At 59.2% G+C, this 13333-nt stretch carries 15 protein-coding genes; 10 read left to right on the plus strand and 5 right to left on the minus strand.

The window, feature by feature from the left end; genetic code table 11:
- Positions 1-56 precede the first annotated feature (56 nt).
- Together RGU44_RS18795 and RGU44_RS18800 are read right to left on the minus strand one after the other, a co-directional pair.
- Entirely contained in the window at positions 57-803 is a 747-nt protein-coding gene (locus RGU44_RS18795; RefSeq protein ID WP_322176965.1) for a LytTR family DNA-binding domain-containing protein, read from the minus strand.
- Entirely contained in the window at positions 800-1882 is a 1083-nt protein-coding gene (locus RGU44_RS18800) for a sensor histidine kinase (RefSeq protein WP_322218535.1), read from the minus strand. The genes RGU44_RS18795 and RGU44_RS18800 overlap by 4 nt, the downstream gene beginning before the upstream one ends.
- Positions 1883-2027: 145 nt before the next feature.
- On the opposite strand from RGU44_RS18800, the gene argH reads away from it, so the two are divergent.
- From argH to RGU44_RS18820, 4 genes are all read left to right on the plus strand, one after another.
- Positions 2028-3422 carry an argininosuccinate lyase gene (gene argH / locus RGU44_RS18805; protein ID WP_322176967.1) on the plus strand — a complete coding sequence of 465 codons (1395 nt, stop codon included), beginning with the start codon at positions 2028-2030 and terminating at the stop codon, positions 3420-3422.
- Positions 3423-3491: 69 nt separating this feature from the next.
- On the plus strand, positions 3492-3776 hold the full coding sequence (locus tag RGU44_RS18810) for a hypothetical protein (protein WP_322176968.1): 285 nt from the start codon (positions 3492-3494) through the stop codon (positions 3774-3776).
- A gap of 209 nt (positions 3777-3985) precedes the next feature.
- The gene (locus RGU44_RS18815; RefSeq protein ID WP_322176969.1) at positions 3986-4231 is read left to right on the plus strand and encodes a TIGR02647 family protein; all 246 of its coding nucleotides are present in this window, start codon (positions 3986-3988) and stop codon (positions 4229-4231) included.
- Positions 4232-4435: 204 nt separating this feature from the next.
- Complete coding sequence (locus RGU44_RS18820) at positions 4436-7285, plus strand: class I adenylate cyclase (RefSeq protein ID WP_322218539.1); 2850 nt, start codon at positions 4436-4438, stop codon at positions 7283-7285.
- A gap of 60 nt (positions 7286-7345) precedes the next feature.
- On the opposite strand, the gene rnk is transcribed toward RGU44_RS18820, so the two are convergent.
- The 3 genes from rnk to cyaY all read right to left on the minus strand — a co-directional run bounded on the left by rnk (position 7346) and on the right by cyaY (position 8479).
- Positions 7346-7756 carry a nucleoside diphosphate kinase regulator gene (gene rnk / locus RGU44_RS18825; RefSeq protein ID WP_322176971.1) on the minus strand — a complete coding sequence of 137 codons (411 nt, stop codon included), beginning with the start codon at positions 7754-7756 and terminating at the stop codon, positions 7346-7348.
- A 151-nt stretch (positions 7757-7907) separates the two neighbouring features.
- Positions 7908-8144, minus strand: coding sequence for a DUF1289 domain-containing protein (locus RGU44_RS18830; RefSeq protein WP_322176972.1), 237 nt, complete (start codon positions 8142-8144; stop codon positions 7908-7910).
- A 2-nt stretch (positions 8145-8146) separates the two neighbouring features.
- Positions 8147-8479, minus strand: coding sequence for an iron donor protein CyaY (gene cyaY, locus RGU44_RS18835; RefSeq protein ID WP_322218542.1), 333 nt, complete (start codon positions 8477-8479; stop codon positions 8147-8149).
- A gap of 242 nt (positions 8480-8721) precedes the next feature.
- Here cyaY and lptM point away from each other — a divergent pair, with 242 nt between their 5' ends.
- From lptM to RGU44_RS18865, 6 genes are read left to right on the plus strand one after another with little or no spacing between them, the layout of a single operon-like run.
- A complete protein-coding gene (gene lptM / locus RGU44_RS18840; protein ID WP_219063018.1) occupies positions 8722-8883 on the plus strand; it encodes an LPS translocon maturation chaperone LptM in 162 nt (53 codons plus the stop codon).
- A gap of 9 nt (positions 8884-8892) precedes the next feature.
- Positions 8893-10140 (plus strand): diaminopimelate decarboxylase, encoded by a 1248-nt coding sequence (gene lysA / locus RGU44_RS18845; RefSeq protein WP_322176974.1) that lies wholly within the window; start codon positions 8893-8895, stop codon positions 10138-10140.
- 4 nt (positions 10141-10144) lie between these two features.
- Positions 10145-10975, plus strand: coding sequence for a diaminopimelate epimerase (gene dapF / locus RGU44_RS18850; protein ID WP_322176975.1), 831 nt, complete (start codon positions 10145-10147; stop codon positions 10973-10975).
- Positions 10976-10988: 13 nt separating this feature from the next.
- Positions 10989-11726: a DUF484 family protein gene (locus RGU44_RS18855; protein WP_322176976.1), complete on the plus strand. Its 738-nt coding sequence runs from the start codon at positions 10989-10991 to the stop codon at positions 11724-11726.
- Between the two features lie 2 nt (positions 11727-11728).
- Positions 11729-12631, plus strand: coding sequence for a tyrosine recombinase XerC (xerC, locus tag RGU44_RS18860; protein WP_322176977.1), 903 nt, complete (start codon positions 11729-11731; stop codon positions 12629-12631).
- Entirely contained in the window at positions 12624-13316 is a 693-nt protein-coding gene (locus RGU44_RS18865; RefSeq protein ID WP_322218545.1) for an HAD family hydrolase, read from the plus strand. The genes xerC and RGU44_RS18865 overlap by 8 nt, the downstream gene beginning before the upstream one ends.
- Positions 13317-13333: the final 17 nt, after the last annotated feature.

The raw sequence follows: 13333 nt of genomic DNA on the forward strand, positions 1-13333 counted from the left end.
TCAACAAACCGCTACGGCCGGCAAGCGCACTCCTGCAAGGGCTTGCCCGCGCCGTTTTACAACTGTTGCATCATCTTGCGCACTCCGGCCACATGCCGACGGCTGACGATCAACGCATCACCATTGAGGCCCTTGAGAAACAGCTGGAAATGGCCCAAAGGCGTACGTTGCAAGCGCTCGATGCGATCACGGGCGACCAGTGCATTACGGTGGATACGCACGAAACGATCACCGAACTCATCCTCCAACGCCTTGAGTGGCTCGTCCAGCAGCACCTCGCCGCCTTCATGGCGCAGGGTCACGTACTTATGATCCGCGATGAAATAAATCACTTGGTTGAGCGGAATCAGTTCAATGCCTTTGCGGGTTCGCGCACTGATATGGCTCCGCGGGCCAGTGCCGCTTTCGGCTGCTGGCCGGGTCAATGCCGCCAGCTGCACCCGATTGGGTCGTTCGGCTTTTTTCAAAGCTTCGAGCAAATACTCGGCACGCACCGGTTTGACCAGATAACCCACGGCGCTAACCTTAAAGGCATCCAGGGCAAACTCGTCATGGGCGGTGCAAAACACCACCGCGGGCGGCGTCTCGCGCTCGCACAATCGAGCGGCGACTTGCAGACCATCCAGGCCGGGCATACGGATATCGAGTAACACGACATCAGGCTTGAGACTGTCGATCAACGCCAAGGCTTCTTCACCATTGGTGGCGCTGGGTTCGAGGACCCGATAGCCCTCGAGTTCGCTGACCAGGCGGCTTAGTCGCTCGCGGGCCAGGGGTTCGTCATCAACGATCAGGACATTCATATTGCTTTGGCTTCCTGCGTAAGTCTCGCACAAGGATAGCGTAGACAGGTGAAGTGACGACCGTCACGGCGCTCCACGCTCAGACTGGCGCGGGGACCAAAAAGTGCCGCAATGCGTGCACCAATGTTTACCAGCGCCTGATGAGTACCGTTAGAAGTCTGCCTTTTGGCGACTTCGTCATAGGGATTGCTGACACACAATATGAACTCTCCCTTTTTATAGGTTGCTTCAACCCTTACTACGCCGCCTTCGACCCGAGGAGCAATCCCGTAGATCAAGGCGTTTTCAAGCAGTGGTTGTAAGGTTAGCTGTGGAATCGGCAAGTCGTCTGGAATTGCACTCACTGCCCACTCCAACTGTAGACGTTCGCCAAGACGATATTGCTCAATTGATAAATAACGTTTCGCCAACTCCAGCTCATCATGCCATGTCACCAAACTCCCCGGCTTGGCAAGATTGGCACGAAACAGGTCGGAAAGATCCAGCACCGCTTGCTCGGCCTTGACCGGATCGCTGGCCACCAGACTAGCAATACTGTTGAGCGTATTGAACAGAAAGTGCGGACGAATGCGCGCCTGAAGCGATTCGATCCTGGCCCCCAATTCGGCCTGTTGCTGTTTGCGCCACTGACTCTGCAGATAAAAGTAACGCAGCATCAACGCAGACATAATCAAGGCAATCAACGAATACCGTAGATAACGCTCGACCATTGCGCCAACTGAAGCCGATCCATCCAGCTCACAATAGTCGGTCACCGCCGTGCACAGCAGGGTCAAGCCAACCACCAGCACGCAACACAAAAGACCTGCGACACCCGCACGCAGGCGCGCCAGCCAAGGCCGAAGCCCGCACAGCAAGGCTGCCGAGAGCAGCACGATCCATTGTACAAACAGCGAAATCAACGCCAGTCGCACCCAATCGAACATCGGGTACATGGGCTCGACCAACACCAGCACCATCACTAATAGTTCGGCCAGCACCACAAGCACCAATAATGCCTGAGGCAGGCACAGTTCGGGCAAGAAGAACTCTTTGCCGGGCGCTGGCGCTGCACCCGGGTTCAAACGGTTATTTCGCATTGGACCAGTCTCTGCGTCACGGGACCCAGCGGCAAGCCGGTCAAGGATAAAATAACAGCAACCCTGTTATTATCGCTGCGCCCATTTCAAAATCGGCCACGCCATATTTTTTTAAACAGCAGCCTGCAGACTAACGAGCGAACCCATGAGCACCGACAAGACCAATCAGTCCTGGGGCGGCCGCTTCAGTGAACCCGTCGACGCGTTCGTCGCCCGCTTCACCGCCTCCGTCACCTTCGATCAACGCCTCTATCGCCACGACATCCTGGGCTCCATCGCCCACGCGACCATGTTGGCCCACGTCGGCGTGTTGACCGACGCCGAGCGCGACACCATCATCGACGGCCTGAAAACCATTCAGTCCGAGATCGAAGCCGGCAATTTTGACTGGCGTATCGACCTGGAAGATGTGCACATGAACATCGAAGCGCGTCTGACCGACCGCATCGGTATCACCGGCAAAAAACTGCACACCGGACGTAGCCGTAACGACCAGGTCGCGACCGATATCCGCCTGTGGTTGCGCGACGAAATCGATGTGATCCTGGCCGAAATCACCCGCCTGCAAGAAGGTCTTCTGGGGCAAGCCGAGCGTGAAGCCGAGACCATCATGCCCGGCTTCACCCACCTGCAAACCGCACAGCCGGTGACCTTCGGCCACCATATGCTGGCCTGGTTCGAAATGCTCAGCCGTGACTACGAGCGTCTGGTCGACTGCCGCAAGCGCCTCAATCGCTTGCCATTGGGCAGCGCGGCGCTGGCCGGCACCACCTACCCGATTGATCGCGAACTGACCTGCACGCTGCTGGGCTTCGATGCTGTCGGCGGCAACTCGCTGGACAGCGTCTCCGATCGTGACTTCGCCATCGAGTTCTGCGCTGCGGCCAGCGTGGCGATGATGCACCTGTCGCGCTTCTCGGAAGAGTTGGTGCTGTGGACCAGCGCGCAGTTCCAATTCATTGATCTGCCTGATCGCTTCTGCACCGGCAGCTCGATCATGCCGCAAAAGAAAAACCCCGATGTGCCTGAACTGGTGCGCGGCAAAAGCGGCCGGGTCTTTGGTGCATTGATGGGCCTGCTGACTTTGATGAAGGGCCAGCCACTGGCCTACAACAAGGACAACCAGGAAGACAAGGAACCCTTGTTCGACGCCGCCGACACCCTGCGCGACTCACTGCGTGCGTTTGCCGACATGATCCCGGCGATCAAACCCAAGCACGCGATCATGCGTGAAGCGGCTTTGCGTGGCTTCTCCACCGCTACCGACCTTGCGGACTACCTGGTCCGTCGCGGCCTGCCGTTCCGTGATTGCCACGAAATCGTTGGGCATGCGGTGAAATACGGCGTGGAAAGCGGCAAGGACCTGGCCGAGATGAGCCTGGAAGAACTGCGCCGGTTCAGCGACCAGATCGATCAGGACGTGTTCGCGGTGCTGACCCTCGAAGGCTCGGTCAACGCCCGCAACCACATCGGCGGCACGGCTCCCGCCCAGGTCAAAGCGGCCGTGGTGCGTGGCAAGGCGCTGCTGGCAACCCGCTAAAATAAAAGCCTGCAGGAGCGCGGAGTTGCAAGCGCGCTCCTACACAGCCTTCTTTTTTCAGGAACATTTATGACCGATCAAATTGACAACAACGACGATGACGAAGAATTCGCTGAATCGACCCTGACTCAGGCCATCGAAAACCAGATCGAAAGCGACAATCCACCCGCTGCCAAAGCCACGTTCAACAAACTCACCCTGGTGGGTTACGAGCGTGCAGAAATCCTCCAGCTTATGGCCCACGTGCTGGCGGTTGAAATTGATGCGTTGCTTGAAGAGGACCGTCCTTTCAATACTGAGTGGTACGAACAGGCACTTCGCGCCCTGCCAGAGCTGCCGCCCGAAGCCAAATGACGACCGGCCAGAGATACATAGGCAAAAAAGCTACAGCCTGACTACACTGCAAAGGCCCCGCTGCCGCATAACCTCCGGGGCTGTCACGCCAAGCCGGCTTTATGGGTCCTCAAGAGCTCAATAAGCGCAGAACAGCTCGTTCCTGTGCCTTGACTCGAGACACTCCACAGACCTGCTGCCGCGTATTACTGGAAATGTCTGGAGTGCCTATGTCGTATACCCCTGATTTGGTTGCAGAACTGGAAATCCTCGCACTGTTCAATCTGGGCAATACCCTTGAGGGCCTGAAAGTCCATCACGTAGCCGCTCCCGCCGCGATTGCAGCAGTACAGCGACTCTTCGAAAAAGGGCTGATCACCCAACCCGATGGCGGTTATCTGACCAGTCTAGGGCTCGAAGCTGCCGAGCATACCCAATCGCTGTTGACCATCCTGAATGTAACCGAAACGGCCTGAAACGCTGCCTGGCTCGCGGGAGGTTTGGTTCTCCCTCATAACCAATTCGCGAGCCCTTCCTCATGCTCTTCATTTTCCCCGAAGTGCACTCGTTCAAATTTTGACGTCAAAATAAATAATCAGCTTAAAAGTACCTGATCACAGGCTGTAAACTGCTCATCGCCCTGAGCCCTCCTTTCGAGCCTCGCCCGCCGGTTATTTGCGATGACGCGTACGTATGAAATTCGTCCCGACCTGGATGAGGGGATCGACCGCAAGGTCCTCAACCAGTTGCGCGCCCGCTTTCTAACCCTCAACGATGGGCGGCTCGGCCGTGCAATGGAAGGTCTGTCAACCCGGCAACAGGCCGTGTTGACGCTGCTGCCGCTGTTCTTTCACGTCAATCACCCGCTGCTACCCGGTTACGTTTCCGGCAGCACGCCTGCCGGGGTGACGAGCTATGAACCTGATACCCTGGCACTGGCCGAAGCCCAACGACTGACCCGATCGTTCTCCTACAAGCCGCGCCACGGCAATCCGCCGCAGCCGATCCACGGCCTGTTCCTGATGGGCAGCCTTGGCACGTTGGCCCAGGCCGAGCAAAGCGACATGGATGTCTGGGTCTGTCACGACTCCGAGCTGGGCGAGGACGCGCTCACCGAACTGCGCAAAAAATGCCAGGCACTGGAAGCGTGGGCAGCGACCCAGGGCGCTGAAGCACACTTCTTTCTGATCGATCCAAAACGCTTCACCCTCGGTGAGCGCGACGCCCAACTCAGCTCGGAAGATTGCGGCACCACCCAGCACTATCTGCTGTTGGACGAGTTCTATCGCACCGCGATCTGGCTGGCAGGCCGCACACCCTTATGGTGGCTGGTGCCGGTCTACGACGAACAGCGGTACAGCGAGTACGTCCACACGCTGCTGTCCAAGCGCTTCATCCGGGCCGAAGAGATGCTCGACCTCGGTCATATGGCGCACATTCCACCTGGGGAGTTCATTGGCGCAGGCCTGTGGCAGCTGTTTAAAGGCATTGAGTCGCCTTACAAGTCGGTGCTCAAACTGTTGCTGATCGAGGTCTATGCCAGCGAACATCCGCACGGGCAGTGTCTGAGTTTGCGCTTCAAACAGGCGGTCTTCGCCAACAAGCTCGACCTCGACGAGCTGGACCCGTACATGGTTGTGTACCGACGCATAGAAGAGTACCTCAACGCCCGGAACGAACCGGAGCGTCTGGAACTGGTGCGGCGCAGCCTGTATTTGAAGGTCAACAAAAAGCTCACCGGCTCCGCACGCCAGCGTACCTCCCGTTGGCAGCACGTGCTGCTGGAGCGACTGGCCAAGGAATGGGGCTGGGACGAACGCCACCTGGCGCTGCTCGACAGTCGCAGCCAGTGGAAAGTCCGACAGGTCACCACTGAACGCCGCGCGCTGGTCAACGAGCTCAATTACAGCTACCGGTTTCTCACTCAGTTTGCCCGCACGCAACGGGCGGTCAGCGTGATCAACAAGCGCGACCTGAACGTGCTCGGCCGTCGTTTGTATGCCGCCTTCGAGCGCAAGGCCGGCAAGGTCGAGTTCATCAATCCGGGCATCGCCCCGGACCTGGCCGAAGACACACTGACACTGGTGCATTCGCCCAATCGCCGCGAGCCGGGAAAAACCCAGTGGGGCTTGTTTAACGGCAGCCTTGGCGCGCAGGAATGGGAGCATTTTTCACCGATCAAGCGCAGCCGGGAACTGCTTGAACTGCTGGTCTGGTGCCATCGCAACAACGTGATCGACACCACCACGCGCCTGGCGCTGCACCCAGGCAGCAGTGATTTGACCGAATTTGAGTTATTCAACCTGATCGGCAGCCTGCAGCAGGCCATAGAAATGCCCCTCGCCAGTGTCAGCGAAGAATCGCTGTTGCGCCCCAGCGTGCCCAGCGAAGTGCTGTTACTGATCAACGTCGGCATCGATCCGCTCAAACATCACCGGGACCTGAATATCCTGATGACCACCGAACGCACCGACTCGCTGAGCTATGCCGGCGTTCGGGAAAATCTGGTGCTGACCCTCGACCAGATCACCCTCAACAGCTGGAATGAAATACTGGTCAGCCGTTACGACGGGCCCCATGCGCTACTCGACTGCCTGAGCGAATTCCTCAGCAACCTGCCCGAAGGCCCGGAGCAACCGCATGTGCGCGTGCGCTGCTTCTGCCATAACCGCGCGACTGCCATTGCCCAGCGGGTCGAAGAGTTGGTCCACACCGCCCAATTGCTGCTCACCCGACGCCTCAATCACCGTTACCTGATCCAGGTTCAGCAGCACTACCACGTATTGGAAATGGTGCCCGGACACGTCAATCACGTGGCATTGCCCAGCTTGCCAGCGCTGCTTGATTACTTGAGCGAGGAGTTACCGAGCTACAGCCCGTTGCACCTGGACACGAACGCACTGGATGAGCATGACCTGACGCTGATCCTGCCCCATGGCCAGCCGGAATGCATTCAGGTGTTTTACCGGATCAACGAACCCCACGCAGACCTCTATGTGCTCGATGAGCACAACGCGTTATGGCATAAGCGTTTGCCGTACCACGATGAATCAAGCCTGCTGGTGCCGCTGCAACGCTTCTTCCAGTCGCTGGTGTATCGACGTGGCGCCCTGCTGCCGCTGGACAATCCGCTGAAGCCGTCCTCGCTGGAAACCCTGTACTACCAGGTGCTGCCCACCGGCGCAGGCCGCGCCCGGCGAGTAGAGCCCCGCGTGACGCCCGCCATCCCACTCGAAAAGCCGTTCTATGACGTGCAGGCAATCATTGACGAAGCGGCGCCAGGACAGGTGAATGTCACCTTGTACTGCAACCACCGAGAGTTTTCCGAACTGGAATATGGTGAGCAGTTATTCGCCGTGGTCGCCCAACAGATTCTCGAACAACGCAGCGAAACCGAGCGCTATCGCTGCTACATCACCGACCTTGATCTGTCCGGTTTACTGGGCGATGTATGCGGGCAAAGCATTCTGTTTCTACGCTACAAAGCGGATCTGGAAAGAGCGCTGAATAGCGCAATGGATGCAGCCTGAGCTGCGACCGCAGGGCAGGCACTCTACGTGTAGACGCGCGCTTGCCCGCGATCAGGGGCCTTACTGGTTGTACTCACCCGCCGCTTCCGGCTGATATTCCACTTCCAGCAACGTCAGCTTCAGCGTCTTGCCGCCGGGCGCGGGCCAGTCGATGTGTTGACCAACCTGCAAGCCCAGCAGTGCACAGCCGACCGGCGCCAGCACCGACACCGTGCCTTCGGCGCCTGCATCTTGCGGGTAGACCAGTGTCAGGTGGTAATCCTTGCCACTGCTTTCTTCGCGGCAATGCACACGTGAGTTCATGGTCACGACACCGGCAGGCACTTCTTCGTGACCGACCACTTGTTCGGCGCGATCCAACTCGGCTTGAAGCGCTTCAATGCCCGGCGTGCCCTCATCCAGGCTGTCGAGGAGACGCTCAAGACGTTGCACGTCGAGTCGGGTGAGGATGATTGAAGGTGCGGTGCTCATGATCCTGACAGGCTCCTTTTATTCTGCCTGATAAAAGCAAAACCCCGCCGATTCGGGCGGGGTTTTGACGGGCCTCAAGCAAATGAGGCATGCCCGGACACTATCACAGCCTAATAAATACACAAGCCGGCGAGGTTTAGCGGACAGCCACTCACGTTCGAGTGAGGCCTAGCCTGCGCTGCTCGGCCTCCGCGCAAATCTGCCGGCGCCGGTGATCATCAGCCGAGCGCCATTCGCGAATAGCTTCGACTGGACGCCAGCAACCCAGGCAAACCTTTTGCTCATCGAGCCGGCACACGCTGATGCAGGGCGACGGCACTGCCGGGCTGACATTGCTGAACAAGGGTTTCGCCGGTTTGACCGGCGCTGAAGCGGTGCTGTCGGCCACTGTCAGATCTCGTCGAACTCAAGTTCGACGCCGGCCTGATCCAGAGTGATGCGTGCGAGCATTTCGCTGAGCAACTCATCACTGGAGTCGCACACCCAACGCTTCTCCTCTTCGTCGTAGTCGAAATGGAAACCACCGGAACGCGCGGCCAGCCATAGCTGACGCAACGGTTCCTGGCGGCTGAAAATAAGCTGGGTCCCATTTTCAAACTTCACGCTCAGCACGCCGGCCGAGTTTTCCAGGTCCAGATCCAGATCGCTCTCATCGAAAATATCCTCCAGCGCTTGCTGGGTGGCATCGACCAAATCGTGAAAGCGGGCTTCAGTCAAACTCATTACGGGAACCTCAAAAAAGTGTCTACCGGTGACGCAGCGCCGCAAGATACGGTCGCATTCGGACAAATGCAAAGCATACCCGCCCAACAGCAGGCGGCAATGTCGATAATGCATCATCGCGCCGGGACAAATCATCAGGGCCTTGCCCGGAGCCCCGCCGGACGGGTAGGCGGCCGCATAGGCAAGGCGCTGGGTGGCCGGTATACTCGTGCGCAATTAATGCTTTTACAAAGGATTTCGCCATGAAGCGCCTGATCTCTTCCCTTGCTGCGCTCCTCGCGGTCGCTTGCCTCGTCTCTGCCTGTGGTCAGAAAGGGCCGCTGTACCTGCCCGACGACAGCAAATCCCCTGAAGACCAAGCAAAATCATCGCAATCGCAATCGCATAAGCACTCTACTTACTAGGGAACACCCATGGACGCCTTCAACTACCGCGACGGTGAACTGTTCGCGGAGGCTGTAGCGTTGTCTGCCATTGCCGAGCGTTTCGGCACGCCGACCTACGTCTACTCCCGCGCGCACATCGAAGCGCAATACCGTGCCTATGCCGATGCACTGGACGGTATGCCGCACCTTGTGTGCTTTGCGGTAAAAGCCAACTCCAACCTGGCTGTACTCAATGTCCTGGCGCGTTTAGGCGCTGGTTTCGACATCGTGTCCCGGGGTGAGCTGGAACGCGTGCTGGCCGCTGGCGGCGAACCCGGAAAAATCGTGTTCTCCGGCGTCGGCAAGACTCGCGAAGACATGCGTCGCGCCCTGGAAGTCGGCGTGCACTGCTTCAACGTCGAATCCACCGACGAGCTGGAGCGCCTGCAAGTGGTGGCCGCAGAGCTGGGCGTACGCGCGCCGATCTCCCTGCGCGTCAACCCGGATGTCGATGCGGGCACCCACCCGTACATCTCCACCGGGCTCAAAGAAAACAAGTTCGGCATCGCCATCGCCGACGCCGAAGACGTGTACATCCGAGCCGCGCAACTGCCGAACCTGGATATAGTCGGCGTCGATTGCCATATCGGCTCGCAACTGACCAGCCTGCCGCCGTTCCTTGATGCACTGGATCGCTTGCTGGCGCTGGTCGATCGCCTTGGCGATTGCGGCATTCACTTGCGCCATCTGGATCTTGGCGGCGGTTTGGGCGTGCGTTATCGCGACGAAGAACCCCCGCTGGCCAGCGACTACATCAAGGCTGTGCGTGAGCGTCTTGACGGTCGCGACCTGGCACTGGTGTTCGAGCCCGGTCGCTTCATCGTAGCCAATGCCGGCGTGCTCCTGACCCAGGTTGAATACCTCAAGCACACCGAACACAAAGATTTCGCCATCGTCGATGCGGCGATGAACGACCTGATTCGTCCAGCGTTGTATCAGGCCTGGATGGACGTGAGCGCCGTTCGCCCACGCGACGGCCAGCCACGCACTTACGACATCGTCGGACCGATCTGCGAAACCGGTGACTTCCTGGCCAAGGAGCGCCAACTGGTGCTGGCCGAGGGTGATTTGCTGGCGGTGCATTCGGCTGGGGCTTATGGTTTCGTCATGAGTTCCAACTACAACACCCGCGGCCGCGCCGCCGAAGTATTGGTCGATGGCGCCGAAGCGTTCGAAGTGCGCCGCCGCGAGACTGTGGCAGAGCTGTTTGCTGGCGAAAGCCTGCTGCCGGAGTAACCCCATGCTGCTGCGTTTTACCAAGATGCATGGTTTGGGCAACGACTTCATGGTTCTGGACCTGGTCAGCCAGCACGCGCACATTTTGCCCAAGCACGCCAAACAATGGGGTGATCGCCACACCGGGATCGGCTTCGACCAACTGCTGCTGGTCGAAGCGCCGAGCAACCCGGAGGTCGATTTCCGTTACCGGATTTTCAATTCCGACGGCTCCGAGGTCGAGCAGTGCGGCAACGGCGCGCGCTGCTTTGCCCGCTTCGTGCTGGACAAACGCCTGACCACCAAGCGCCAGATTCGCGTGGAAACCAAAAGCGGCATCATCGAACTGGACATACGCAGCGACGGCCAGATCAGCGTCAACATGGGCCCTCCACGCCTGATTCCAGAAGAGATTCCGTTTCAGGCCGACGAACAGGCGCCGAGCTATCCCGTCGAAGTCGATGGCCAAATCATTGAGCTTGCCGCAGTATCGATGGGCAATCCACACGCAGTTTTGCGTGTCGAAGACATCAATAATGCGCCCGTGCATGAGCTTGGGCCGAAGCTGGAGCATCACCCGCGCTTCCCGGCCCGGGTCAATGTCGGCTTCTTGCATGTGGTTGATCGCCAACGCGCGCAACTGCGCGTCTGGGAGCGTGGTGCAGGGGAAACCCAGGCCTGCGGTACCGGCGCTTGCGCGGCGGCGGTGGCTGCCATCAGTCAGGGCTGGATGGATTCGCCCCTGTTGATCGACCTGCCTGGCGGGCGCTTGTCCATTGAGTGGGAAGGCCCAGGCCATCCCGTGATGATGACGGGTCCTGCAGTGCGGGTTTACGAAGGACAGGTTCGTCTATGAGTGAGCAAATCCGATGACCGATCAGCCTCAGATTTCAGCCGAAAAGCCCAGCGAAGCACCTGCCGACAACGCAGCGCCAGCCCTTGAGGCGGAGGCTATCGCCGCTTACTTGCGTCATCACCCGGAGTTCTTTGTTGAACACGAAGAGCTCCTGCCAGCCTTGCGCATCCCGCACCAGCGCGGCGATACCGTATCGCTGGTCGAGCGCCAGCTCAAACTGTTACGCGACCGCAATATCGAGATGCGCCACCGCCTTTCGCAACTGATGGACGTGGCGCGCGACAATGATCGACTGTTCGACAAGACCCGTCGCCTGATCCTCGCGTTGATGGACGCCAGTAGCCTGGAAGAAGTGGTCATCGCCGTGGAAGACAGCCTCCGCGAAGAGTTTCAGGTGCCCTTCGTCAGCCTCATTCTGTTCAGCGACAACCCCATGCCCGTAGGCCGCTGGGTCAGCAGTGCCGACGCGCAGAAAGCCATCGGTGGCCTGATCTCGGGCGACAAGACTGTCTGCGGCGCACTGCGCGAGCACGAGCTGACCTTTTTGTTCGGCCGCGAACAAGGCGAACAAATCGGCTCAACCGCCGTCGTTGCCCTGATTCATCAAGGCCTGCATGGCGTTCTGGCCATCGGCAGCCGCGATCCGCAGTACTACAAAAGCTCCGTCGGCACGCTGTTTCTCAGCTATATCGCAGAAGTATTGGGCCGGGTGTTGCCGCGCTTCACCCAGTCACTACGCTCGGTTCGCTGACCATGGAAAGTCAACTTGACGCTTACTGCACGCACCTGCGCAGTGAGCGCCAAGTGTCCTCCCATACCTTGGAAGCCTACCGCCGTGACCTGGGCAAAGTCCTCGCGTTTTGCGAAAAACAGCAGCTAAGCAGTTGGTCGGCGCTGGATATTCAGCACCTGCGCAGCCTGATCGCCCGTCTGCATCAGCAAGGCCAGTCTTCGCGCAGCCTGGCGCGCCTGTTGTCAGCGGTTCGCGGCCTATACCGTTACTTGAACCGCGAAGGCCTGTGCGATCACGATCCAGCCAACGGTTTGTCGCCACCCAAGGGCGAGCGCCGCCTGCCGAAGACCCTTGATGCCGATCGCGCCCTGCAATTGCTCGACGGCGCGGTCGAGGACGACTTTCTGGCTCGTCGCGATCAAGCGATCCTGGAACTGTTCTACTCGTCGGGCCTGCGCCTGTCGGAACTGACCGGGCTCAATCTCGAACAACTCGATTTGAGTGACGGATTGATTCAAGTACTCGGCAAAGGCAGCAAGACCCGCGTTTTGCCAGTGGGCAAGAAGGCTCGTGAAGCCCTGGAAATATGGTTGCCGTTGCGCGCACTGGCCAATCCGGAGGACGATGCGGTATTCATCGGCCAGCAAGGGCGTCGCCTGGGTCCCCGGGCAATTCAGCTACGCGTGAAAGCGGCGGGCGAACGCGAACTGGGGCAAAATCTGCATCCACACATGCTTCGCCATTCGTTTGCCAGCCACTTGCTCGAGTCTTCACAGGATCTACGCGCGGTGCAGGAACTGCTCGGCCACGCCGACATCACCACCACGCAGATCTATACGCATCTGGACTTCCAGCATCTGGCCACGGTTTACGACAGCGCCCATCCCAGGGCCAAACGCAGCAAGGGCACCGATCATGATTAAACTGATTACCTTCGACCTCGATGACACCCTGTGGGACACCGCGCCGGTGATTGTCAGCGCCGAAGCCGTGCTGCGTGACTGGCTGGCCGAACACGCGCCGAATCTCGGCCCGGTGCCGGTGGAGCATCTGTGGGCCATACGCGCACGACTGGTCGAGGCCGACCCCACGCTCAAGCACCGAATCAGCGCGCTGCGTCGACGCGTGCTGTTTCATGCGCTGGAGGATGCTGGCTACGCACATGCCCACGCGCAGGAATTGGCCGACAAAAGCTTCGAAGTCTTCCTGCACGCACGGCATCAAATCGAGATATTCCCCGAGGCTCAGCCGACGCTGGAAATTCTCGCCAAAACCTACACCCTGGGGGTTGTGACTAACGGCAATGCCGACATCCGCCGCCTGGGGTTGGCTGATTATTTCGAGTTCGCCCTGTGTGCCGAAGAGCTGGGCATCGGCAAACCCGACCCGGCCCCGTTCCTTGAAGCGCTGAAGCGCGGCAAGGTCGATGCCAGCGCAGCCGTGCACATCGGCGACCACCCCGGCGACGATATCGCAGGGGCGCAGCAGGTTGGGTTTCGCGCCATCTGGTTCAATCCCACAGGCAAAGCTTGGGAAGCCGACAGGCAGCCTGACGCCGAGATTCAAAGCCTGATGCAATTGCCGGAATTGTTGGCGAGTTGGGGCTGAGAGCAATTTTCAGACAA

It is taken from the genome of Pseudomonas sp. 5C2 (assembly GCF_034314155.1).
Classification (GTDB): domain Bacteria; phylum Pseudomonadota; class Gammaproteobacteria; order Pseudomonadales; family Pseudomonadaceae; genus Aquipseudomonas.